This window comes from Streptomyces sp. NPDC052036 (genome assembly GCF_040680495.1).
In the GTDB taxonomy this organism is placed as follows: Bacteria; Actinomycetota; Actinomycetes; order Streptomycetales; family Streptomycetaceae; genus Streptomyces.
Window position 1 is genome coordinate 44480 of sequence record NZ_JBFAWW010000007.1, and the last position, 24442, is coordinate 68921.

General features: G+C 70.7%; 18 protein-coding genes. 10 read left to right on the forward strand and 8 right to left on the reverse strand.

Annotated features, from left to right (window positions below; all coding sequences use genetic code 11):
• Positions 1-75: 75 nt before the first annotated feature.
• The 4 genes from AB0L95_RS12735 to AB0L95_RS12750 form a co-directional block, all read right to left on the reverse strand.
• Entirely contained in the window at positions 76-1755 is a 1680-nt protein-coding gene (locus tag AB0L95_RS12735; protein ID WP_365161104.1) for a glycoside hydrolase family 13 protein, read from the reverse strand.
• A gap of 178 nt (positions 1756-1933) precedes the next feature.
• Positions 1934-2839 (reverse strand): ABC transporter permease subunit, encoded by a 906-nt coding sequence (locus tag AB0L95_RS12740; RefSeq protein WP_365161106.1) that lies wholly within the window; start codon positions 2837-2839, stop codon positions 1934-1936.
• A 19-nt stretch (positions 2840-2858) separates the two neighbouring features.
• Positions 2859-3863 carry a sugar ABC transporter permease gene (locus AB0L95_RS12745; RefSeq protein WP_365161108.1) on the reverse strand — a complete coding sequence of 335 codons (1005 nt, stop codon included), beginning with the start codon at positions 3861-3863 and terminating at the stop codon, positions 2859-2861.
• 105 nt (positions 3864-3968) lie between these two features.
• The gene (locus tag AB0L95_RS12750) at positions 3969-5243 is read right to left on the reverse strand and encodes an extracellular solute-binding protein (RefSeq protein ID WP_365161110.1); all 1275 of its coding nucleotides are present in this window, start codon (positions 5241-5243) and stop codon (positions 3969-3971) included.
• A gap of 455 nt (positions 5244-5698) precedes the next feature.
• Between AB0L95_RS12750 and AB0L95_RS12755 the strand changes: the two genes are divergently transcribed.
• The gene (locus tag AB0L95_RS12755; RefSeq protein ID WP_365161112.1) at positions 5699-6733 is read left to right on the forward strand and encodes a LacI family DNA-binding transcriptional regulator; all 1035 of its coding nucleotides are present in this window, start codon (positions 5699-5701) and stop codon (positions 6731-6733) included.
• A gap of 105 nt (positions 6734-6838) precedes the next feature.
• Complete coding sequence (locus AB0L95_RS12760) at positions 6839-7708, forward strand: phosphatase PAP2 family protein (RefSeq protein WP_365161114.1); 870 nt, start codon at positions 6839-6841, stop codon at positions 7706-7708.
• 87 nt (positions 7709-7795) lie between these two features.
• On the opposite strand, the gene AB0L95_RS12765 is transcribed toward AB0L95_RS12760, so the two are convergent.
• On the reverse strand, positions 7796-10801 hold the full coding sequence (locus AB0L95_RS12765) for a bifunctional [glutamine synthetase] adenylyltransferase/[glutamine synthetase]-adenylyl-L-tyrosine phosphorylase (protein WP_365161116.1): 3006 nt from the start codon (positions 10799-10801) through the stop codon (positions 7796-7798).
• 330 nt (positions 10802-11131) lie between these two features.
• On the opposite strand from AB0L95_RS12765, the gene AB0L95_RS12770 reads away from it, so the two are divergent.
• Genes AB0L95_RS12770 through AB0L95_RS12780 form a run of 3 tightly spaced genes read left to right on the forward strand, consistent with a single transcriptional unit; the run spans position 11132 to position 14413 of the window.
• The gene (locus tag AB0L95_RS12770; RefSeq protein WP_365161474.1) at positions 11132-12007 is read left to right on the forward strand and encodes an alkaline phosphatase family protein; all 876 of its coding nucleotides are present in this window, start codon (positions 11132-11134) and stop codon (positions 12005-12007) included.
• Between the two features lies 1 nt (position 12008).
• Complete coding sequence (locus AB0L95_RS12775) at positions 12009-13397, forward strand: MFS transporter (protein ID WP_365161118.1); 1389 nt, start codon at positions 12009-12011, stop codon at positions 13395-13397.
• Positions 13394-14413, forward strand: coding sequence for a TolB-like translocation protein (locus AB0L95_RS12780; RefSeq protein WP_365161120.1), 1020 nt, complete (start codon positions 13394-13396; stop codon positions 14411-14413). Before AB0L95_RS12775 ends, AB0L95_RS12780 begins: the two co-directional genes overlap by 4 nt.
• On the opposite strand, the gene AB0L95_RS12785 is transcribed toward AB0L95_RS12780, so the two are convergent.
• Together AB0L95_RS12785 and AB0L95_RS12790 are read right to left on the reverse strand one after the other, a co-directional pair.
• Positions 14376-14897, reverse strand: coding sequence for a nucleoside deaminase (locus tag AB0L95_RS12785; RefSeq protein WP_365161475.1), 522 nt, complete (start codon positions 14895-14897; stop codon positions 14376-14378). The genes AB0L95_RS12780 and AB0L95_RS12785 overlap by 38 nt on opposite strands.
• A 515-nt stretch (positions 14898-15412) precedes the next feature.
• Positions 15413-16774, reverse strand: coding sequence for a glutamine synthetase family protein (locus AB0L95_RS12790; RefSeq protein WP_365161122.1), 1362 nt, complete (start codon positions 16772-16774; stop codon positions 15413-15415).
• Between the two features lie 316 nt (positions 16775-17090).
• On the opposite strand from AB0L95_RS12790, the gene AB0L95_RS12795 reads away from it, so the two are divergent.
• The gene (locus tag AB0L95_RS12795; protein ID WP_365161124.1) at positions 17091-18272 is read left to right on the forward strand and encodes a globin domain-containing protein; all 1182 of its coding nucleotides are present in this window, start codon (positions 17091-17093) and stop codon (positions 18270-18272) included.
• Positions 18273-18347: 75 nt separating this feature from the next.
• Here AB0L95_RS12795 and AB0L95_RS12800 read toward each other — a convergent pair whose 3' ends face one another.
• Positions 18348-18782, reverse strand: a complete 435-nt coding sequence (locus tag AB0L95_RS12800) for an Rrf2 family transcriptional regulator (RefSeq protein WP_365161126.1) — start codon at positions 18780-18782, stop codon at positions 18348-18350.
• Between the two features lie 149 nt (positions 18783-18931).
• On the opposite strand from AB0L95_RS12800, the gene AB0L95_RS12805 reads away from it, so the two are divergent.
• The 4 genes from AB0L95_RS12805 to AB0L95_RS12820 all read left to right on the forward strand — a co-directional run bounded on the left by AB0L95_RS12805 (position 18932) and on the right by AB0L95_RS12820 (position 24396).
• The gene (locus tag AB0L95_RS12805; protein ID WP_365161128.1) at positions 18932-19636 is read left to right on the forward strand and encodes a DUF3105 domain-containing protein; all 705 of its coding nucleotides are present in this window, start codon (positions 18932-18934) and stop codon (positions 19634-19636) included.
• Positions 19633-20256 carry a DUF305 domain-containing protein gene (locus AB0L95_RS12810; RefSeq protein ID WP_365161130.1) on the forward strand — a complete coding sequence of 208 codons (624 nt, stop codon included), beginning with the start codon at positions 19633-19635 and terminating at the stop codon, positions 20254-20256. Before AB0L95_RS12805 ends, AB0L95_RS12810 begins: the two co-directional genes overlap by 4 nt.
• 289 nt (positions 20257-20545) lie before the next feature.
• Entirely contained in the window at positions 20546-22486 is a 1941-nt protein-coding gene (locus AB0L95_RS12815; RefSeq protein WP_365161132.1) for a S53 family peptidase, read from the forward strand.
• 155 nt (positions 22487-22641) lie between these two features.
• Positions 22642-24396 (forward strand): NAD+ synthase, encoded by a 1755-nt coding sequence (locus AB0L95_RS12820; protein WP_365161134.1) that lies wholly within the window; start codon positions 22642-22644, stop codon positions 24394-24396.
• Positions 24397-24442: the final 46 nt, after the last annotated feature.

Genomic DNA, 24442 nt, shown 5'->3' on the forward strand with positions numbered 1-24442 from the left:
TGCGGGCACACGATGGGGCCCGCCGTCCCGGTCGGACGACGGGCCCCTGAAACCCGATGAAAAGCTTGCGCCGGATCAGACGGCGGTCCACCACACGGTGGTGTCGGCGGGCACCCTGGTCCCGCCGTTCGCCTCCGTCACCTCACCGCTGGCGACCAGGACACGGCCGTACGACGGAACCGTGACCGCCTCGCCCGTGGTGTTGGCGACGCAGACGAAGTCCCCGCGGCGGAAGGCGAGCACCCCCTCGGGCGCCCTCAGCCACTCCACCGAGTCGCCGGCGCCCAGCCCGGGCTGCTCGCGTCGCACGGCGAGGGCGGTGCGGTACAGCTCCAGGGTCGAGCCGGGGACCCCCTGCTGGGCCTCGACGCTCAGGTCGCCCCAGTTCGCGGGCTGCGGCAGCCAGCTGCCGCCGCTGCCGAAGCCGTACGACGATCCGGTGCGGGTCCACGGGATCGGCACCCGGCAGCCGTCACGGAAGCCGTCCTGCCCCTCGCCCCGGAAGTAGGCGGGGTCCTGACGCACCTCGTCCGGCAGGTCCACGACGTCCGGCAGACCGAGTTCCTCGCCCTGGTAGAGGTACGCCGAGCCGGGCAGCGCCAGCATCAGCAGCGTGGCCGCGCGGGCGCGCCCCAGCCCCAGCTCGCGGTCGCCCGCCAGCCGGATCTGGGTGCCGAGGCCGGGCTCGTTGGCGAAGCGGGTGGCGTGGCGGGTGACATCGTGGTTGGACAGCACCCAGGTGGCGGGGGCGCCGACCGGGCGCATCGCGTCGAGGGTGCGGTCGATGACCGTGCGGAGCTCCGCCGCGTCCCAGTGGGTGCCCAGGTACTGGAAGTTGAAGGCCTGGTGCAGTTCGTCGGGGCGTACGTAGTGGGCGGTGCGCTCGATGGTCGGCGTCCAGGCCTCGGCCACGAAGATCCGGCCGCCCGCATACTCGTCGAGGATCGTGCGCCACTGCCGGTAGATGGTGTGCACACCGTCCTGGTCGAAGAACGGCATGACATCGTTGCCCAGCAGTTTGAGCTGGTCGTGGCCGCCGAGGTCGGGCAGGCCCTCCGCCTTCACCAGGCCGTGGGCGACGTCGATGCGGAAGCCGTCGACCCCCATGTCCAGCCAGAAGCGCAGGATCGAGCGGAACTCGTCGCCGACCGCCGGGTGGTTCCAGTTGAAGTCGGGCTGCTCGGGCGCGAAGAGGTGCAGGTACCACTCGCCGGGCGTGCCGTCGGACTCGGTGACCCGGGTCCAGGCCGGGCCGCCGAAGATGGACTCCCAGTCGTTGGGCGGCAGCTCGCCGTTCGTGCCCTTGCCGGGGCGGAAGTGGTAACGCTCCCTCAGGGGCGAGCCCGGCCCCTCCGCGAGCGCCCGCTTGAACCACTCGTGCTGGTCGGAGGAGTGGTTGGGGACCAGGTCGACGATGATGCGCAGCCCCAGCCCATGAGCGTCGCGGATCAGCGCGTCGGCGTCCAGGAGGTTGCCGAACATGGGGTCGACGGCGCGGTAGTCGGCGACGTCGTAGCCGGCGTCGGCCTGCGGCGAGGCGTAGAAGGGGCTGAGCCACACGGCGTCCACGCCGAGGTCGCGCAGATACGGAAGTCGGGAACGTACGCCCTCCAGGTCGCCCATGCCGTCGCCGTTGCTGTCGGCGAAGCTGCGCGGATAGACCTGGTAGATCACCGCGTCACGCCACCAGTCGCGGTGGGTGGCGACGGTGGCGAGGGCGGTGTTCGGGGCCGGGTCGGCGGAGTGCTGGCTCATGGCGTCCTTGATGCGGTGGGGGTCCCCCGCCCGGGCGGAGCCGGGCGGGGAGGAGTCGGGGTCATGGAGTCATGCGAAGGGGCGGGGGTGACGCGGCGGCCGCGGTGTCAGCGGGGTCGGAACGACACCGCGGCCGCCACCCGCGCGGATCAGGCGCGCGGGGGCTCTGGGAGGCGGGTCAGCCCTTGGTCCCGCCCGCGGTGAGGCCGGTCACCAGGTTCTTCTGGACAAGGTAGAAGAACACGGACACGGGTATCGCGATCAACACCGCGGTGGCGGCCATGTAGTTCCACTGCGCGTCGTGCTCGCTGACGAAGGTCTGGAGGCCGACGGCGAACGTGTACTTCGAGTCGTCGAGCATGAACGTGGTCGCGAAGGCGACCTCGCCGACCGCGGTGATGAAGTTGTAGAAGGCCGCGACGGCCAGCCCGGGGCGGGCCAGCGGCAGGATCAGCCGGAAGAAGGTGCCGAACGGACTGAGCCCGTCGACGCGTCCGGCCTCGTCGATCTCGAAGGGGATGGTGTCGAAGTACCCCTTGAGCAGCCAGGCGCTGTACGGCACCGCCGTGGTGCAGTTGATGACGATCAGCGCCCAGTAGGTGTCGATGAGATCCAGCTCGCTGAAGATCTCGTACATCGGCACGATCAGGATGGCGATCGGGAAGGCCTGGGTCAGCAGCAGGACCCACATCAGCTGCTTGTAGCCGGGAAAGCGCATCCGCGAGACCGCGTAGCCGGTGGTGGCGGCGACGAAGACACCGATCAGGGTGGTGCCCACGGCCACGATCATCGTCGACTTGAACCAGTCGAAGAAGCCGGTGTGCTGGAGCACGAAGCTGTAGTTGGAGAAGGTGACCTTTCCCAGGATCTTGCCCGGGTGCAGATAGTCGTCCTTCTCGGGGCCCAGAGACAGGAAGACCAGCCAGGCCACCGGGGCGAGCGCGATCAGGCTCGCGACGGCGAGGCCGCCGTGCAGCAGGGCGGTGCCGACCGGGCCGCGCTCGCCGCGCCGGCGGGTCCGGCGCGAGGTCCGGGCGGCGGGGGCCGGTGCGGCCGCTGTCTTCTCGAGGGTCGTGGTGCTCATGGCGGCGGCTCCTGCGGCGTCAGACGGCGAGCTGGTCATTGCGCTTCAGCCAGCGGAAGTAGAAGGAGGTGAAGACGGTGATGATCGACAGCAGCAGTACGCCGTACGCGGCGGACTGGGCGAAGTCGCGCGGCTGCTGTCCGAAGCCCAGGAAGTAGGCCCAGGTGACAAGGATCTGCGCGTCGGGGGCGCTGGTCGGGCCGAACAGCAGGAAGATGATGGCGAACTGGTTGAAGGTCCAGATGATGCCGAGAAGCACGACCGTGGAGCTGACGGACCTCAGCCCCGGCAGGGTGACGTGCCGGAAGCGCTGCCAGGCGCTCGCGCCGTCCATCTCGGCCGCCTCGTAGAGCGAGGAGTCGATGGACTGCAGGCCGCCGAGCAGCGAGAGCATCATGAACGGCACACCGCACCAGGTGTTGACCATGATCGCGGCGAAGCGCTGCCAGAAGGTGTCCTCCAGCCACTGCGGCTGGGGCAGGTGCAGGGCGTGCAGGACCTGGTTGAACACGCCGGAGTCGGAGAGCATGATCCGCCAGGAGAAGACCGTGACGAAGGTCGGCACGGCCCAGGGCACGACCAGCAGCACCCGGTAGAGGGTGCGTCCGCGCAGCTTCTCGTTGAGCATGAGCGCGAGGCCCAGGCCGAGGGTGTAGTGCAGGGCCACACAGGCGACCGTCCAGACGACGGTCCACACGAAGTGCGACCAGAACCGGTCGTACGACAGCGGGCCGAACAGGATGTCCTTGTAGTTGCCGAGCCCGATGAACTTGTACGTGGCCGCGATGTGGTTGACGCCGATCGTGCGCGCCGAGTTGAGGCTGTTGGCGTCGGTGAGGGTCAGATAGACGCCGCGGATCAGCGGATAGCCCACGATGGCGGCGAGTACGACGACCACCGGGGCGATCATCGCGTAGGCGTACCAGTACTTCTGGTAGCCGTGTCTGATGCGCTGCCCCAGCCCGGGCCGAGGCCCGCGGTCACCGCGGCGCTTGCCGGTCGCGCGATCGATGGCGACTGTCATGGTTCGACACCTTCAAAACGATCAGGAGTTGGGCTGGGCCGTGCACAGGGCCGTGACCGCCGGATCCTTCCCCCGGCGGGGGAGATCCGGCGGCCACGAGGGCTACTACTTGCTGAAGTCGGGGACCAGCTTGGCGATGGCCACCTCGGCGTTGCTCAGGCCCTTGTCCAGCGGTTCCTTGCCGCCCGCGATCTTGGGCAGCTCGGTGTCGAGCGGGCCCCACAGCGAGCTGTACTCGGGCAGTGCCGGGCGCGGCTGGGCGGCGCTGAGCACGCTCTGGTAGCCGGCGATACCGGGGTCGGCCTTGACCTGGGCGCTGTAGGCGTCCTCACGCGTCGGCAGCGTGGAGTTCTTCAGGGCGATGGTCTCCTGGGACTTCGCCGAGGTCATGAAGTTGACGAACTTCAGCGCCGCGTCCTGGTGGGCCTTGTCCGAGCCCGCGTACACGGAGAGGTTGTGGCCGCCGGTCGGGGCGCCCGCCTTGCCGGAGGAGCCGGCCGGGACGGGGGCGATGCCGAGGTTGGACTTGTCCGAGAAGGCCGAGCCCTTGTAGAAGTTCGTGATCTCCCACGGGCCCTGGACGATCGCGGCGACCTTGCCGTTGACGAACGCGTCCTGGATGTGGGCGTAGGCGTCGGCGGTGGTGTCGGCCGCGTGCAGACCCTTGCCGGAGAACAGGCCCAGCCAGGTGCCGTAGGCCTTCTTCGCGGGGGCCGAGTCGACGGTGATCTTCTTGGCGGAGGCGTCGACCGTGTCGGTGCCCTCGCCGTAGAGGAAGCTCTGCGCGTAGTAGGCCTGGGTGGAGCCCCAGTAGCCGTCGACGCCGGCCTTGTCCTTGACCTTGGCGGCGTCGGACTTCAGCTCGTCCCAGGTCTTCGGCGCCTCGGTGATCCCGGCCTTCTTGAAGAGGGCCTTGTTGTAGACCAGCGCGAGGGTGTCGGTCACCAGGGGCACACCGTAGGTCTTGCCCTGGTACTGGGCCTGCTGGATCAGGCTGGACTGGAACTTGTCTTTGTCCGCGAGGGCCTGGGTGCCGTCCAGCGGCAGGAAGTAGCCCTTCTTCGCGAAGGCGGGGGTCCAGCCGACCTCGGAGCGCAGCACGTCCGGAGCGCCCTTGGAGCCGGCGGCGGTGTCGAACTTGTTCTGCGCCTGGTCGAAGGGGACGTCGACGTACTTGACCTTGATCTTCGGGTTGGCCTTCTCGAAGTCCGCGACCAGTGCCTTGTACGTCGGCGCCTCATTGGTGGCGTTGGAGGTGTCCCACCAGGTGATGGTGACCGGGCCGTCGGACTTGCCGCTGCCGCTGTCACTTCCGCCGCAGGCCGTCGCCGCGAGGGCAACGGACGCCACCAGCGCGGTGGCCGCTATGCCACGCCGCATGAGTTCTCCTTGAGGGTGAAAGCCCGTGGGGCTACAGGTGGCGGTCCCGTCCGCCGCCCCTGCCGACTGCGCCGAGGGGAGCCCCGCCCCCCGAGCGAGGTCGAGGGTGGGGGGCGCCGCCGGGCGACGTGAACGTAACAGCGATGCAACCAGCGCGAAAGACCTTGCAGAAAAAAAGTGCAAGGGCTGACGATGGTTACCCGTCCGTGATCTCGCTGTGAGGGTCGGTACACCTGGAATCCGGGCTGATCTGCGGGATACAGACACTTGTGCAAGACTCTGCAAGCTCTTGCCATGCGTTGCCCGCGCGGGGATCATCCCCTTGCGGACACGGACGCCGAACACGATCACGAGGGAGCGCGATGACGCAGCAACCCGCAGCGGGCAGGCCAACCGCCCGGGCCCGGCGTCCGATTGGTGGGCAAGCCGAGACACGACCGGTACAGTCCAGCCCCGTGACCACACGGCTTGCCGACATCGCGGCGCAGGCGGGGGTCAGCGAGGCGACCGTCAGCCGTGTCCTCAACGGAAAGCCGGGCGTCGCCGCGACCACCCGCCAGTCCGTGCTGGCCGCCCTCGACGTGCTGGGCTACGAGCGTCCGGTGCGGCTGCGCCAGCGCAGCGAGGGCCTGGTCGGTCTGATCACCCCGGAGCTGGAGAACCCGATATTCCCGGCCCTCGCCCAGGTGATCGGTCAGGCGCTGACGCGGCAGGGATACACCCCGGTGCTGGCGACCCAGACCCCCGGCGGCTCCACGGAGGACGAGCTGACGGAGATGCTGGTGGACCGCGGGGTGGCGGGCATCATCTATGTCTCCGGACTGCACGCGGACACCACCGCCGACATGCAGCGCTATGAGCGGCTGCGCGCCCAGGGCGTGCCCTTCGTGCTGGTGGACGGCTTCTCCCCCAAGGTGCAGGCGCCCTTCATCTCCCCCGACGACCGGGCCGCGATGTCGCTGGCGGTCACCCATCTGGTGTCCCTGGGACACACCCGGATCGGGCTGGCTCTCGGGCCCAGGCGTTTCGTACCGGTGCAGCGGAAGATCGAGGGCTTCGTCCGCACGGTGCAGGACCAGCTCGGGCTGTCGCCGGAGGACATCGAGTCGCGGCTGATCCAGCACTCGCTGTACACCCTGGAGGGCGGCCAGGCGGCGGCCGGCGCGCTCATCGAGCGGGAGTGCACGGCCGTGGTGTGCGCGAGCGACATGATGGCGCTGGGGGCGATACGCGCGGCGCGGCAGCGCGGGCTGGAAGTCCCCACGGACATCTCGGTGGTGGGCTTCGACGACTCCCCGCTCATCGCCTTCACGGACCCGCCGCTGACGACGATCCGCAAGCCGGTCCCGGCGATGGGGCAGGCGGCCGTGCGGACGCTGCTGGAGGAGATCGGCGGGACGCCCGCGCCGCACAGTGAATTCGTGTTCATGCCGGAGCTGGTGGTACGAGGATCGACCGCTTCGGCCCCCGGGGACCGGAGTCGTCCCTAGTAGCCGCCGGGCCCCGCCGCGGGTCCTCCAGGTGGAGAACATGCGGCCAGAACCCCTCCAAGGGATGATCGGCGGGGGAAGCCTTTTCTGGCAGACTCTGTGCCTATGGGTGACAGGACCGTGACGCCAGTGGAGGGCCGGACACCGGCCGCGCCACAGGATGTCACGGGCCCCGCGCAGGACCATGCGGGGCGGAGTCCCCTGCGCGGGCTGCGCGCTCCGCGCCGCCCGCGCGTCTGGTTCGAGATCCTGCTCATCGGGGTCAGTTACTGGACGTACTCCCTGATCCGCAACGCCGTACCGGAGCAGAAGGCGCAGGCCCTGTCCAACGCGGACGGGCTGTGGCGCCTGGAACATCATCTGGGGATAGCGGTCGAGGACTCGGTCAACCACGCCGTCAACTCGGTGACATGGCTGATCGTCGGAATGAACTACTACTACGCCACGCTGCACTTCGTGGTGACGATCGGGATCCTGGTGTGGCTGTACCACAGCCATCCGGGCCGGTACGCGGCCACCCGGCTCGCGCTGTTCGCCACGACGGCGGCGGCGCTGCTCGGCTACTACTTCTTCCCGCTCGCGCCGCCCCGTCTGATGAACGGGGGGCACTTCGTCGACACGGTGGTGGTGCACCACACGTGGGGCTCGATGGCGTCGGGCGATCTGAAGCACATGTCCAACCAGTACGCGGCCATGCCGTCGATGCACATCGGCTGGTCGCTGTGGTGCGGACTGACGCTGTTCGCCCTGGCCACCGTGGACTGGGTGCGGATCCTGGGTCTGCTGTACCCGGTGGTGACGCTGACGGTGATCGTTGCCACGGCGAACCACTTCTGGCTGGACGCGGTCGGCGGGACGCTCTGCCTCTCGGCCGGCTTCGCGACGGCCTGGCTGTGGTACGGCGCCCTGCCGTACGCCCTGCCGCGCCGGGTGGCGAGGGCCGGTGGCCCGGTGCCGCAGCCCGTTGAGGCGTGAGGGGCGCGCCCGGGCCGCGTCGCCGCCCGTCGTCAGGGGCCGTGGCAGGCCTCCGTCACGAGCCTCACGGCCCGTGGCGGGCCGCCGTCACGAGCCGTAGAACAGCTCCTCCACCACGGTCCTGGCCCTGCGCGTCGTCCGCCGGTAGTCGTCCAGCATGTCGCCCGCGTGCCCCGGCCCGTACCCCAGGTAGCGGCCCACCGCGGCCAGTTCCCGGCTCTGCGTGGGGAACGTGTCGCCCGCCCGCCCCCGTACCAGCATCACCGCGTTGCGCACCCGGGACGCGAGCACCCACGCCTCGTCCAGGATCGCCGTGTCCTCCTCGGACAGCAGTCCGGCCCGGCGGGCGGCGGCGAGGGCGGCGCGGGTGCGGGTGGTGCGCAGGTCCGGCACGTGTGCCCCGTGCCGCAGTTGCAGCAGCTGGACCGTCCACTCCACGTCGGACAGGCCGCCACGGCCCAGCTTGGTGTGAAGCGTCTTGTCCGCGCCCCTCGGCAGCCGCTCCGACTCCATGCGGGCCTTCAGCCGCCGGATCTCGCGCACGGCGTCGTCGTCGAGCCCGGCCGGCGGGTAGCGCAGCGGGTCGATCAGCTCGATGAAGCGGCGGCCCAGGTCCTCGTCCCCGGCCACGGGCTCGGCCCGCAGCAGCGCCTGCGACTCCCACACCAGCGACCAGCGCCGGTAGTACGCCGCGTACGACGCCAGGGTGCGCACGAGCGGCCCCGACTTGCCCTCGGGCCGCAGTCCCGCGTCGATGAGCAGCGGCGGGTCGGTGCTCGGCAGCTGGAGCAGCCGCCGCATCTCCGCCACCACCTTGTTCGCGGCCTCGCCCGCCTGCCGCTCGTCCACGCCCTCCTGCGGCTCGTGCACGAAGAGCACGTCCGCGTCGGAGCCGTAGCCCAGTTCGTGCCCGCCGAAGCGGCCCATGCCGATGACCGCGAACCTGGTGGGCAGGGTGTCGCCCCAGCCGGCCCGCACGACCGCGCGGAGCGTGCCCGCGAGGGTGGCCGCGGTCAGGTCCGAGACCGCGCCGCCGACCAGGTCGATCAGCTCGCCCTGGTCGGCGGGGGCGGGGGCGTCCTCGGTCCCGTACGAGCCGACGATGTCCACGGCGGCCGTACGGAACAGCTCGCGCCGGCGTACCCCGCGGGCCGTCGTGACCGCCTGCTCGGCGTTCTCGGCGCGGCGGACCGCGGCGAGGATCTCCTGCTCCAGCGGGGTCCGGCCGCGCGGTTCGAGCCCGCCGCCGCTACCGTCGCCGTCGCCGAGCAGGGCCACCGCCTCCGGCGCGCGCATCAGCAGGTCGGGGGCGAGCCGGCCGGCGGACAGCACCCGGGCGAGGTTCTCGGCGGCGGCGCCCTCGTCCCTCAGCAGCCGCAGATACCAGGGGGTCTTGCCGAGCGCGTCGGAGACCTTGCGGAAGTTGAGCAGGCCCGCGTCCGGGTCGGCGGAGTCCGCGAACCAGCCGAGCAGGACGGGCAGCAGGGTGCGCTGGATGGCGGCCTTGCGGGTGACGCCGGAGGCCAGCGCCTCCAGATGGCGCAGCGCGGCGGCCGGGTCCGCGTAGCCGAGCGCGACCAGGCGCTCCCGGGCCGCGTCGGGACTCAACCGGGCTTCGCCGGGCGCGAGTTGGGCGACCGCGTCGAGCAGCGGGCGGTAGAACAGCTTCTCGTGCAGCCGGCGTACGACACCGGTGTGCCGCTTCCATTCGCGCCGCAGCCCGGCCACGGGGTCGGTGCGCAGACCGAGGGAGCGGCCGAGGCGCCGCAGATCGGTGTCGTCCTCGGGGACGAGATGGGTGCGGCGCAGCCGGTAGAGCTGGATGCGGTGCTCCAGGGAGCGCAGGAAGCGGTACGCCTCCTCCAGCTGCCCGGCGTCGGCGCGTCCGACGTAGCCGCCGGCCGCGAGCGCTTCCAGGGCGTCCAGGGTGGTGCCGCTGCGCAGCGAGGTGTCGGCGCGCCCGTGCACCAACTGCAGGAGCTGTACGGCGAACTCGACGTCCCTGAGGCCGCCGGGGCCGAGCTTCAGTTCGCGCTCGACCTCCCCGACGGGGATGTTGGCGACCACCCGGCGGCGCATCTTCTGCACGTCCGCGACGAAGTTCTCGCGCTCGGCGGCCACCCAGACGAGGGGGGCGAGGGTGGCGACGTACTCCTCGCCGAGTTCCACGTCACCGGCCACCGGACGGGCCTTGAGCAGGGCCTGGAACTCCCAGGTCTTGGCCCAGCGCTGGTAGTAGGCGAGATGGCTGCTCAGGGTGCGCACGAGCGGACCGTTCCTGCCCTCGGGCCGCAGATTGGCGTCGACGGGCCAGATGCTGCCCTCGACGGTGGTCTCGGAACAGATCCGCATCATGTGCGAGGCGAGCCGGGTCGCGGCCTGCAGGGCCTTGCGTTCGTCGCCGCCGTCGCGGGTCTCGCCGACGAAGATGACGTCCACGTCGGAGACGTAGTTCAGCTCGTGGCCGCCGCACTTGCCCATCGCGATCACCGCGAGCCGGCAGTGCGCGGCGTCGTCGGGGGCGGCGGCCCGGGCGATGGCGAGGGCGGCGCGGAGGGTGGCGGTGGCGAGGTCGGCCAGTTCGGCGGCGGTCTGGGCGACATCGGTGGTGCCGCACACGTCGCGTGCGGCGATCGACAGCAGACAGCGGCGGTAGGCGACGCGCAGGGAGACGGGGTCGGCGGCCTCCGCGAGCTGCCGTTCGAACTCCTCCACCCCGGGGTGGAGGTCCTGAGGTTCGTAGGTGACCAGGACGTGCCAGTCGCCGGGGTGGCGGGCGAGGTGGTCGGCGAGCGCGGCGGAGGCGCCGAGGACGCCGAGCAGCCGGTCCCGCAGGGGCTTGGCCGCGATCAGGGTGTCGAGCAGCTCGCGCCGGGCGGTGGGGTCGGGCTGCGCCTCCAGGAGCCGGACGAGTCCGTGCAGCGCCAGATCGGGGTCGGCGGTCGCGCCCAGGGCCTCCAGCAGCACGGGATCGGTCCTTATCGGCGCCAGCTCGACGCTCTCCAGGAGCCGCTCGGCGGCGGAGGGGTCGGTGAAGCCGTGCCGCAGCAGCCGGGTGAAGGTGCTGCTTCTGCGTCCTTGGGGCACGGTCATCCCTTAACCTCCCGGGCGTCGATCAAGGTCCTGCGGCTTTGAGCCTAGCCCCAGTGCCCGGCCCGGGCGCCGTGCGGTGCCCCGGGGTCGTGTTCCCGCCGGTGCTCCTCGGGCCGCGGGGCCCGGCGGGCCCCGCCTGGTGCGGGAGTTGCCCGCCCGGCAGCCGGCGAGGGACTCGGCCGCGCGGCAGCAATTCACCGGCTCTTCATCCGCCGGGTGGGACGGCGGGAGAGGGGGCGGCACATTGGCGTGTGCATGCTCTGTCCGCACCGCCACCCCGTACCCTCCCCCCCACCGGAGGTTGAAGTGTCCGGCAGTTCCGGCAGTTCCCTGTTTCGCCGTACCCGCACCGCCGTGGCGTCCGCGACGGCCCTCGCCGCCGCAGCGTTCGGACTGTGGACGGGGCTCGGCGGCGAGTCCCCCGCGCACGCCGCGGGCGCCGTGCCGACCCCCGACCACGTGGTCGTCGTGGTCTTCGAGAACCACGCCTACAGCCAGGTGATCGGTTCCTCCAGCGCCCCGTACCTCAACTCGCTGAAGTCCGGCGGCGCCAACCTGACCCAGTCGTACGCCGAGACCCACCCCAGCCAGCCCAACTACTTCGCGCTGTTCTCCGGCTCCACCCAGGGCATCACGGACGACGGCTGCTACACGCCCGGCTTCTCCTCCGCCCCGAACCTGGCCTCCGAGCTGATCGCCGCGGGCCGGAGCTGGGCGAGCTACAACGAGACGCTGCCCAGCCAGGGCTCGACCACGTGCAACAGCGGCAACTACGCCCGCAAGCACAACCCGTGGTTCGGTTTCAGCAATGTGCCGACGTCGTCCGCGAAGACGTTCGCGCAGTTCCCGAGCGACTTCTCGACACTGCCGCAGGTGTCCTTCGTCGTCCCCAACCTGTGCAGCGACATGCACGACTGCTCGGTGTCGACCGGTGACACCTGGCTGAAGAACAACCTCGGCGCGTACGCCACCTGGGCCAAGACCCACAACAGCCTCCTCGCCGTCACCTTCGACGAGGACAACCGGCTCAGCGGCAACCGCATCCCGACCGTGCTGTACGGCCAGCCGGTCACGGCCGGGGCGAGCAGCTCCACCACGTACAACCACTACGACCTGCTGCGCACCCTGGAGGACTCCCAGGGCCTGACGGCGCACGCGGGCAACGCGGCCTCCGGCAAGGACATCACCGGCATCTGGGCGTCCTGACGTGTACGTAGCGGACAGCCGCGCGGGTTCCCCATCGGCGCCGGCGTCCGCGGACGGCGCCGTCCGGCCCTCCGCCGGGCGGCGCCGCGCCGCGGTCGCTCCCACAGTGCTCGCCCTCGGCACGGTCAGCCTGGTCACCGACGTCTCGTCCGAGATGGTCACGGCGGTGCTCCCGCTGTATCTGGTGGCGGGCCTCGGCCTGTCCCCGCTGGGCTTCGGGCTCCTGGACGGCATCTACAACGGCTTCTCCGCGCTCGTACGGCTGGCCGGGGGCCATCTGGCCGACCGAGGCGGCGGGCGGCACAAGTGGGTGGCGGGCCTCGGCTACGGCATCTCGGCGCTGTGCAAACCGCTTCTGCTGCTCGCGCACACCCTGACCCCCATCGGCCTGGTCCTGGCCGCCGACCGCACCGGCAAGGGCCTGCGGACGGCACCCCGGGACGCGCTGATCTCACTGTCCAGCACGCCGGAGACCCGTGGCCGGGCCTTCGGGGTGCACCGGGCGATGGACACCGCGGGCGCGCTGCTCGGCCCGCTGGTGGCGTTCGTGATCCTGCGGGCCACGGTGGACGGGTACGACGCGGTGTTCACGGTCAGCTTCTGTGTGGCCGTGGCGGGCGTCCTGGTGCTGATCCTGTTCGTCCCGAACGGCGGCCACAGCACGCGACCGCGGGACGGCCGCGTCGCGGAGCCCCGAGACCGCCAGGCCGTGGAACCCGCCGACCGCCGCGCCCCGGCTCCCGAGGACGAGGCCCGCCCCACCCTGCGCGCCGCCCTCGCTCTCCTCCGCCGCCGCGAGCTGCGCCGGATCACGGTCTGCGCGCTGCTCCTGGGTCTCGCGACGGTCAGCGACTCGTTCGTCTATCTGCTGCTGCAACGGCGCCTCGGCGTCCCCGACCGCTGGTTCGCGCTGCTTCCGCTGGGCTCGGCGGCGGCGTTCCTGGTCCTCGCGGTGCCGCTGGGGCGGCTCGCGGACCGGGTGGGCCGCTGGCGGATCTTCCTGGCGGGCCACGGCGCGCTGCTCGCGGCGTACGCCCTGCTGCTCACCTCCTGGCACTCGGCCGCGTTGCCGTACGCCGTGCTCGCCCTGCACGGCGGTTTCTACGCGGCGACCGACGGCGTGCTCATGGCGGCGGCGTCGGACGGCGTCCCGGAGGCCCTGCGCTCCTCCGGTCTCGCCCTGGTGCAGACGGGTCAGGCGCTGGCCCGGTTCGCCTGCTCGCTGGGGTTCGGGGCGCTGTGGACCGTGTGGGGCGACCGCAGCGCGCTCCTTGTGTCGACGGCGGCGCTGGCGGTGTGCGCGGTCTTCGCCCTGACCCTTCGACCGCAGGCCCCGGCGGTCGGGCACCCGGACGCCGCGGCGACGAACCGCCCGGAAGGCACGGCATGACGGTACGCACCCGCATCCTGGTCCTGCTCTCGGCGCTCGTGGTGCTCACCGGGGTCGCCACGGCCTCGGTGCTGCACGCGTCGGCGCGGGCCGAGCGCAGAAACCAGCCCCAGGCGGGCGGCCCGCGGATCACCTCCGGCGCGGTCACCCTGACGGAGCCCGGCCGCATGGTGTTCCGCAACATGGCGTGGGGCCCGTACCGCGACGAGCTGGTGTCGGCCCCCGCCACCGACCCCTCGGGGCCGCGCACGGCGTCCCGCGTGAAGTGCCTGCGCTTCTACGCCGCCGCAGGCACCGGGGTCTGTCTCCAGGCGGTGCACGGCCCGGTCTCGGACACCTACCGCGCGGTGATCCTCGATGCCTCCCTGCGCATCAGGGCGCGCTACGACGTCCCGGGCATCCCGTCCCGGGCCCGGGTCTCCCCGAGCGGCCGCTTTGCCGCCTGGACGGCCTTCGTGGGCGGGGACTCGTACGCCGGGACGAACTTCTCGACCCGCGCGGCGATCGTGGACACCCGTACCGGCATGCTCACCCCGTCCCTGGAGGCGTACCGGATCGTCAAGGACGGCCGGACCTATCACGCGGCGGACGCGAACTTCTGGGGCGTGACCTTCGCGTCCGACGACCGCACCTTCTACGCGACGCTCGCCACGCAGGGGAGGACCTATCTGGTCCGCGGCGATCTGCGCGGCCGCACGGTGACCACCCTCCACACCAATGTGGAGTGCCCGTCCCTGTCGCCCGACGGCACCCGGATCGCGTTCAAGAAGCGCGTGCCGGGTCTGCCCGAGGACGCCCCCTGGCAGTTGTACGTCCTGGATCTGCGCACGCTCCGCGAGACACCGCTGGCGGAGCCCCGCAGCGTGGACGACCAGGTCGTCTGGCGGGACGACCGCACCCTGGTCTACGCCCTCCCCGGCGACTACGGAGCGGACCTGTACACGCTCCCGGCGGACGGCACGGGAAAGCCGCGGCGTATCAGCACGGCGGCCGTGTCCCCGGCGTACGTCGGATGACGCGTCCGGCTTCGGCCGACGACGCCTCGCCGATGTCCTCGGCCCAGACGTCGGGATAGCGCTTCTGGAATTCCGCCATGAGGTCCTTGCAGCGCGCGTCGTCGAGGAGGATCACTTCCACGCCGCGGTTCGTGAAAGCGTCCAGATCTCCCGCGAAGGTCGTCGCCTCGCCGATCACCAGTCGCTTGATGCCGAAGAGAAGAATCGCTCCGGTGCACATTTCGCACGGAGAAAGAGTCGTGTACAGCGTGGTGCCCTCGTACGACGTCAATCGGCCCGCGTTGCGCAGGCACGCCATCTCGCCGTGTGCAATGGGATCGTTGTGCTGAACTCGCTCGTTGTGGCCTACGGCGACGAGACCGCCGTCCCGTTGGAGGGCGGCGCCGACGGGAACCCCACCGGCCTCCAGCCCTATCCGCGCCTCTGCCAGCGCGGCTTCGAAGCATTCCCTGTCCACTGTTGTGAGAGTCACGCCCGGCAGCATACGCACGGAGGCTCTCCAGCTCGCCCGTGTCGGTCCAGTGCACCCGTACGACAGTCAGACACAGGGCGTGATCGAGCTGGCGGCCATCAAAATTCCGTCGCAGGAAAGAAGCGCCTGGGCCTTGGAATCGAGAACGCTCAGACACGAATACAGATATTCGTGCTCGAATGCGTCGTCACGCTGCGACCGAAGCGCCCGAATCGCTGCGAGATGGCGCGCCCCGTCCTCGTCCCCCCGGTACACCCCTTCGAACGGCCATGAGAATAAATTGCCGAAAGCAGCCACCGTTCCCGCCGGCGCATGGTGTCGCGACCACCGGAAGACGAGAGAGCGCCGCACCTGAGCGCGGCATCCTGCGTCGACTCTACAGAGCGGGAAGATTCTTCCGCAGCTCGAACGCGGTGACCTCGGACGACCCGGGGACTGCCCAGAGTCAGACGAATGCCCGTGGGGCCTACGACCAGTCGTCGTGGGCCCCACGGCCTTTTTGTTGCTCCATGGCCGCTGAGCTGCGGCTACAGAACCGGCAGATTCTTCCGCAGCTCGAACGCGGTGACCTCGGAGCGGTACTCCTCCCACTCCTGCTTCTTGTTGCGCAGGAAGAAGTCGAATACGTGCTCGCCCAGGGTCTCGGCGACGAGATCGCTGCGCTGCATGAGGGCGAGCGCCTCGCCGAGGTTCTGCGGGAGGGGTTCGATGCCCATCGCCCGGCGTTCGGCGTCCGTGAGGGCCCAGACGTCGTCCTCGGCGCCCGGCGGCAGCTCGTAGCCCTCCTCGATGCCCTTCAGGCCGGCGGCCAGCAGGACCGCGTAGGCCAGATACGGGTTGGTGCCCGCGTCGAGCGAGCGCACCTCGACCCGCGCCGATCCGGTCTTGCCCGGCTTGTACATCGGGACGCGGACGAGGGCGGAGCGGTTGTTGTGGCCCCAGCAGATGTAGGAGGGGGCCTCGCCGCCGGCACCCGCCGTGCGCTCGGAGCCGCCCCAGATGCGCTTGTAGGAGTTCACCCACTGGTTGGTGACCGCCGAGGTCTCCGCCGCGTGCCGCAGCAGACCCGCGATGAAGGAGCGGCCGACCTTGGAGAGCTGGAACTCGGAGCCCGACTCGTAGAACGCGTTGCGGTCGCCCTCGAAGAGGGACAGATGCGTGTGCATACCGGAGCCGGGGTGCTCCGAGAAGGGCTTGGGCATGAACGTCGCCTGCACGCCCTGCTCCAGCGCCACCTGCTTCATGACCAGGCGGAACGTCATGACGTTGTCCGCCGTGGAGAGCGCGTCCGCGTAGCGCAGGTCGATCTCCTGCTGGCCCGGCGCGCCCTCGTGGTGGGAGAACTCGACCGAGATGCCCATCGACTCCAGCATCGTGATCGCCTGGCGGCGGAAGTCCATGCCGACGTTCTGCGGGGTGTGGTCGAAGTAGCCGGAGTTGTCGGCCGGGGTGGGGCGGCTGCCGTCGAGGGGACGGTCCTTCAGCAGGAAGAACTCGATCTCCGGGTGGGTGTAGAAGGTGAAGCCGAGGTCGGAGGCGCGGGCCAGAGCGCGCTTGAGGACATAGCGCGGGTCCGCGAACGACGGGGAGCCGTCCGGCATGAGGATGTCGCAGAACATACGGGCCGTGCCCGGGGCCTCGGCACGCCAGGGCAGGACCTGGAAGGTGGACGGGTCCGGCTTGGCGATCATGTCGGACTCGTAGACCCGCGCGAAGCCCTCGATGGCGGAGCCGTCGAAGCCGATGCCCTCGTCGAAGGCCTGCTCCAGTTCGGCGGGCGCCACGGCCACGGACTTGAGGAAGCCCAGCACGTCCGTGAACCACAGGCGTACGAAACGGATGTCGCGCTCCTCCAACGTCCGGAGCACGAACTCCTGCTGCTTGTCCATCTTCCGCTTCCCCATCCTTGCTGGTCAGGCCGCCTGCTGCCCGATGCCGCGGGAGAGACGGTCGGGCACCTGAGCATCCCACCACACCACCGTTTCGTGCGCGTTGCGGACCTTGATCGGCCGGCCGACCGCGCACTGAACGCCCACACACGGCAGGTGTTCCGCTCTGCCGCCCATCTTGCCTGTTCGTCGGCCCATTCGTAACGGCCGCCCCCATCAGGCTCCCCTCGGATTTAAAACTTGCATCTGAGATGCAAATTTAATTACCGTGGGAGACGCCCGACGGGCCGCCCCATCCCCACGCAAAGGAGTCCCGATGCTGTCCGAACAGTCCGCCGCCACCGTGCGGGCCACCCTTCCCGCCGTCGGCGCCGCTCTCGGCGAGATCACCGAGCGCTTCTACGACGGGCTGTTCGCCGCCCACCCGGAGCTGCTGCGCGACCTCTTCAACCGCGGTAATCAGGCGGCCGGGACCCAGCGCCAGGCGCTGGCGGGCTCGATCGCCGCCTTCGCCTCGTACTTGGTGGACCGCCCGGACGAGCGGCCCGACGTGATGCTCGACCGCATCGCCCACAAACACGCCTCGCTGGGTGTGAAGCCCGAGCAGTACAAGGTCGTCCACGAGCACCTGTTCGCGGCCATCGCGGAGGTCCTCGGCGACGCGGTCACCGCCGAGGTCGCGGCCGCCTGGGACGAGATCTACCGGCTGATGGCGAACGCGCTGATCGCGATCGAGAAGCGGCTGTACGCGCAGAGCGGGCAGACCGGCTGGCGGACCTGGAAGGTCGCCGGACGCGTCGAGGAGACCGCGGACGTCGCCACCTTCCAGCTCCGCCCGGCCGACGACGGCCCCGTCCCGGACTTCCCTCCCGGCCAGTACGTCTCGGTCCGCGTCGAACTCCCCGACGGCGCCCGGCAGATACGCCAGTACAGCCTCTCCGCCGCCCCCGGCTCTCCACTGCGCCAGATCAGCGTCAAGCGGGTGCAGGGCGACGCGGGCCCCGACGGCGAGGTCTCCGGCCACCTCCACGCGCGGGTGCACGAGGGCTACACCGTGGAGCTGTCCGCCCCGTACGGCGACCTCGTCCTCAAGGACACGGACCGGCCGCTGGTGCTCGCCTCCGCCGGTATCGGCGTGACCCCGATGATCGCCATGCTGGAGCAGCTGGCCCGCACCGGCCACACCGCCCCCGTCACGGTCGTGCACGCGGACCGCTCCCCCCTCACACACGCCCTGCGCGGTGATCACGAGGCCTTCGCCGCGAAGCTGCCGGACACCGCCGTGCACTTCTGGTACCAGCAGGACGCCCCCGAGACCGCGCGCACCGGTCTCGTCGACCTCTCCACGGTCCCGGTCGCCTCGGGCACGCGCGCGTACCTGTGCGGTCCGATGCCCTTCATGCGGACGGTGCGCACCCAGCTCCTGGAGAAGGGAGTGGCGCCCGCCGACATCCACTACGAGGTGTTCGGGCCGGACCTCTGGCTGGCCCAGGGCTGACCGGCCCGCACCTCCAGTGACAGAGCACCCCGGGCCGAACGCCCGGGGTGCTCCACATCCGGTCAGGGCCCTCGGTCAAGGCCTGCGGGAGATGTTCAGCAGGAGCGGTCCCGTCGGCGCCGCCACCACGTCCTCCACCGTCACCGGATCCAGCGCGGCGAAGAACGCCTCCTGGGCCCGGCGCAGCGCTCCGCGGAGCCGACAGCCGGTGTGCAGAGGGCACGGTGTGGCTCCCTCGCAGTCGACGACGTCGCCCTCCCCCTCGAAGGAGCGGACGATCGCGCCGACGGACGCCTTGCGTCCCGCCTCGGTGAGCGCGAGCCCGCCGCCCCGGCCGCGACGGGCCACGAGCAGGCCCATGTGCTGGAGTTCGGCGACGACCTTGGCGGCATGGGTGTAGGGCACGTCCATGGCCTCCGCGACCTCGCGGGTCGTGGGGCTGGACTCGTCGGTGACGGCGAGCCGCATCAGGACGCGCAACGCGAGGTCGGTGGATCGCAACAGCCGCATACCGCCAGCGTAAATAATGCGCATCTCGTCTTCAAATTATCGGAACGAAAGCCGCTTCTTCGGTCATTCGCGTGTCCGGCCTACGTTCCGGTCTCCCGACCCCATTAGCATCAGCGGTCCCGAACGTCCCTCCTTCCAAAGGACTGGCCATGGGTTCCGCCAACAAGACCGTCTCCGCCGAGCGCAAGGCCCGGATAGAGGAGATGCGTCGCGCAGAGCGCGCCCGCGAGCGGCGCAACCGGATCCTCACGATCGCGGCGAGCGTGGTCGTCGTCGGTGGCCTCGTCGTCGGCGGGGTCGTCCTCGTCCAGTCGCAGACCGGCGACAAGGCCGTCGCGGCGAGCAGCACGAAGGGCGACGGGAAGGGCGGTGCGAAGGGCACCACGAAGGGCGAGAAGGGCCACTTCGTCACCGGCGCGGACGGGGTGAAGACCTGGAAGGGCACCCTGGGCCGCACCCACACCACCAGTACCGTGACCTACCCCATGGAGCCCCCGGTCGGCGGCGACCACAACCCGGTGTGGCAGAACTGCAACGGCGACGTCTACACCAAGCCGGTCGACAACATGAACGCCGTGCACTCCCTGGAGCACGGCGCGGTCTGGGTGACGTACAACGGCAAGGCGGCCAAGAGCGACGTCGAGGCGCTCGCCGCCAAGGTGAAGAGGACGCCGTACACGCTGATGAGCCCCGTCGAGGACCAGAAGGACCCGATCATGCTCAGCGCCTGGGCCCACCAGCGCACGGTCAAGAGCGCGAACGACCCGGCCGTCGACACGTTCTTCGCCACGTTCGTCCAGGGCGCCCAGACGCCCGAGCCGGGCGCCGCCTGCACGGGCGGGCTGGGCCAGTGAGGCACATCGGCTGGATCGCGGGGGCCGCGGCGGCGGCGCTCGTCGCGGCCGGGGCGATCACCTACGCCGCGGCCGAGGGCACCCCGCCCACGACGAAGGTGCCCACCGTCGGCTCCGCGGACGCGGGCTTCGCACGGGACATGGCGGTCCATCACCAGCAGGCCGTGGAGATGTCGTACATCGTGCGCGACCGCACGAACGACGACGAGGTGCGCCGGCTCGCGTACGACATCGCGCAGACGCAGGCCAACCAGCGCGGCATGCTGCTGGGCTGGCTCGATCTGTGGGGGCTGCCGAAGGTCTCCGCCGATCCGCCGATGACCTGGATGGGCATGGGTGACATGGCCTCCGGCAAGGACGGCGCGCTGATGCCGGGCATGGCCACCAACACCGAGCTGCGGAAGCTGAACACGCTGCGGGGCAAGCAGGCCGAGATCCTCTATCTGCAGCTGATGACCGACCATCACAAGGGCGGCATCCACATGGCCGAGGGCTGTGTCGCCAAGTGCACCGTGGGCGTGGAGAAGAAGCTCGCCCAGGGCATGGTCGACGCCCAGCAGTCGGAGATCGAGCTGATGGCGACGATGCTCAAGGAACGGGGCGCCAAGCCGCGCGACTAGGGGGTGGACGGGGGTTGGGGCGCTGTCGCGAGGGGGTCGCGCGTCTCCGCAAGGGATCCACGACGATCGCAACCTCCCCGCAATCAACGGCAGTTCCCCGAAACCGGGACAAACGCTCCCTACCGACGGTCACTTGGGGTCTTCTTGGCCATTTCATTCCCCTGGCATGAACAGTTCATCGCCAGAGTGGCCCCCATCGCGTGATCCATTCACCGCGCCGTCACCGCGCGGTTGTCTACGCGGATCATCTCGACCACACCATGCGACGCATCGCATAGCAGGGGGTTTTATGAGATCCAACCGCGCCAAGGCGCGCGCCGGGGTGAGCCTGGCAGCCGCACTGCCGCTGCTCACCGGTGCACTGGCGCTCGGCATACCCGCGGCGCACGCCGCGGACAACCCCGGCCGGGCTCTGCTCGCGGGCACCAAGCCCGCGTGGGCCACGGCCAAGGCGGACAAGGGCGCGACCGCGAACGGCGCCCAGCTCTCGGCCCGCGTCTACCTCGCCGGCCGCAACTCCGCCGGTCTCGCCGCCTACGCGAAGGCTGTCTCCGACCCGCGCTCGCCCCTCTACGGCAAGTACCTGGACGCCAAGCAGTCGCAGGCGCGCTTCGGCGCGACCAAGGCCCAGGTGGCCGCGGTCACGTCGTGGCTGAAGTCGTCGGGCCTCAAGGTCACCGCGGTCACGCAGCACTACGTCGCCGTCACGGGTGACGTGGCCGCCGCCGAGAAGGCGTTCGGCACCCAGCTGCACAACTACACCAAGGGCTCGAAGACCTACCACGCGCCCTCGCAGGCGGCCTCCGCGCCCCAGGGCCTCAAGGGTGCCGTCCTGACCGTCACCGGTCTGGACAACGCCCCGCACAAGGCGAACCACAGCGACCAGCTGCCGCCGCCGGACGCCGTGTTCAAGAACGCGGGACCGTTCTCCTCGTACTACGGCTCCAAGGTCGCCACCACGCTGCCGGACGCGTACGGCACCAAGATCCCGTACGCCGTCCAGGGCTACACCGGCAAGCAGCTGCGGGCCGCCTACGGCGCCGGCAAGTACACGGGCAAGGGCGTCCGGATCGCCATCACCGACGCCTACGCCTCGCCGACCATCGCCTTCGACGCGGCCACCTACGCGAAGAAGCACGGCGACGCCGCGATCAGCACCAGCCAGCTGCGCCAGGTGCTGCCGGGCAGCTACACGAAGACCGAGGAGTGCGGGGCCGCCGGCTGGTACGGCGAGGAGACCCTCGACGTCGAGGCCGCGCACGCGGTCGCCCCCGGTGCGAGCATCACGTACGTCGGCGCCGCGTCCTGCTACGACGACGACCTGCTCGACTCGCTCAGCAAGGTCGTCGACAACCACCTGGCCGACATCGTCTCCAACTCCTGGGGCGACATCGAGGCCAGCCAGACGCCGGACCTCGCGGCCGCCTACGACCAGGTCTTCCAGTTCGGCGCGGTCGAGGGCATCGGCTTCTACTTCTCCTCCGGTGACAACGGCGACGAGGTCGCCCACACCGGGACGAAGCAGGTCGACACCCCGGCCAACTCGGCGTGGGTGACCGCGGTCGGCGGCACCTCGCTGGCCGTCGGCAAGGGCGACAAGTACCTGTGGGAGACCGGCTGGGGCACCGAGAAGGCCACGCTGTCCGCGGACGGCAAGAGCTGGGACAACTTCCCCGGCGCCTTCACCTCGGGCGCGGGCGGCGGCACCAGCAAGACCGTGCCGCAGCCGTACTACCAGAAGGGCGTCGTCCCGAACGCGCTCGCCACGGCGAACAACGCCGCGGGCAACCGCGTCGTCCCGGACATCGCGGCGATCGCCGACCCCAACACGGGCTTCAAGGTCGGCCAGACGCAGACCTTCCCCGACGGGTCGCAGCAGTACAGCGAGTACCGGATCGGCGGCACCTCGCTCGCCGCGCCGGTGATCGCGGCCGTCCAGGCCCTGGCGCAGGAGGCACACGGCGGCCAGGCGATCGGCTTCGCCAACCCGGCGATCTACGCCAAGTACGGTTCGAAGTCGTTCCACGACGTCACGGACGCCCCGACGGGCTCCGGCCTCGCCGTGGCGCGCATCGACTTCGTCAACGGCCTCGACGCGAGCGGCGGTCTGAGCACCTCCGTCCGCAGCCTCGGCAAGGACAGCTCCCTGCAGGCCGTGAAGGGCTACGACGACGTGACCGGCGTGGGCTCGCCCGCCCCGGGCTACGTCGACTCGTGGCGCCGCCACTGACCGGCGTCGCCTTGAGGTGACCGCGTCGCGCCCGTCCCCCTCCCGGAGGGGGGCGGGCGCACGTGCGTGTGTGCCCCGCGACCAGGACGGGGCGGGGGCCGCCGCGTGGGGCGGCCCACACCACATTGCGTCGCTCTGACGATTACACTGGGCGGGTGCCTCAACTTCGCCTCGCCCTGAATCAGATCGACTCGACCGTCGGAGACATCGCCGCGAACGCCGAGGCGATCGTCCGCTGGACCCGGCACTCCGCCGACCAGGGAGCGCATCTGGTGGCGTTCCCTGAGATGGTGCTGACCGGGTATCCCGTCGAGGACCTGGCCCTGCGGTCGTCGTTCGTGGAGGCCTCGCGCGCGGCCCTGAAGGACCTCGCCGCGCGTCTGGCCGGCGAGGGCCTCGGGGAGCTGCCGGTGGTCGTCGGCTACCTGGACCGCTCCGAGACCGCCCAGCCGAAGTACGGCCAGCCGGCCGGCGCCCCGCAGGACGCGGCGGCGGTGCTGCACCGCGGCGAGGTCGCCCTGGCCTTCGCCAAGCACCATCTGCCCAACTACGGCGTTTTCGACGAGTTCCGCTACTTCGTGCCCGGCGACACGATGCCCGTGGTGCGGCTGCACGGCATCGACATCGCGCTCGCCATCTGCGAGGACCTGTGGCAGGACGGCGGCCGGGTGCCGGCGGCGCGCAGCGCGAAGGCCGGGCTGCTGCTGTCGATCAACGCCTCGCCCTACGAGCGCGAGAAGGACGACACGCGTCTGGAGCTGGTACGCAAGCGGGCGCAGGAGGCCGGCTGCACCACCGCCTACGTCGCCATGATGGGTGGCCAGGACGAGCTGGTCTTCGACGGGGACTCGATCGTGGTCGGCCCGGACGGCGAGGTGATCGCGCGGGCACCTCAGTTCGTCGAGGGCTGTGTGGTCCTGGACCTCGACCTGCCCGCGGCGCGGCCGGACGCCCCGGAGGGCGTCGTCGACGACGGGCTGCGCATCGACCGCCTGGTGCTGTCCGAGGAGCCCCTGCCGTCCTACGAGCCCGAACTGACGGGCGGCTACGCCCAGCGCCTGGAGGACGACGAGGAAGTGTACTCGGCGCTGGTGACGGGCCTGCGGGCGTATGTGCGGAAGAACGGCTTCCGGTCCGTGCTCATCGGCCTCTCCGGCGGTATCGACTCGGCGCTGGTCGCGGCGATCGCCTGCGACGCGGTGGGCGCGGAGAACGTGTACGGGGTCTCGATGCCGTCGAAGTACTCCTCCGGGCACTCCCGGGACGACGCGGCGGAGCTGGCGCGGCGCACGGGCCTGCACTTCCGTACCGTCCCCATCGAGCCGATGTTCACCGCCTACATGGACGCCCTCGGGCTGACGGGGCTGGCGGAGGAGAACCTCCAGTCTCGGCTGCGCGGCACGCTGCTGATGGCCGTCTCCAACCAGGAGGGCCACATCGTGCTGGCGCCCGGCAACAAGTCGGAGCTCGCGGTGGGCTACTCGACGCTGTACGGCGACTCGGTGGGTGCGTACGGCCCGATCAAGGACGTGTACAAGACGTCGGTCTTCCAGCTGGCGCGGTGGCGCAACCGTGCGGCGGCCGAGCGGGGCCAGACGCCGCCGATCCCGGAGAACTCGATCACCAAGCCGCCGAGCGCGGAGCTGCGCCCGGACCAGGTCGACACCGACTCGCTGCCCGACTATCCGGTCCTGGACGCGGTCCTGGATCTGTATGTGGACCGGGACCAGGGCGCGGACGCCATCGTGGCGGCGGGCTTCGACCGGGATCTGGTGGTGAGGACGCTGCGGATGGTCGACACGGCCGAGTACAAGCGCCGGCAGTACCCGCCGGGCACGAAGATCTCGGCGAAGGGCTTCGGCAAGGACCGCCGGCTGCCGATCACCAACCGCTGGCGCGAACACGCGTGACATGGCCGCCGGGGGCGCCGTGGTCTCCACGGCGCCCCCGGCGTTC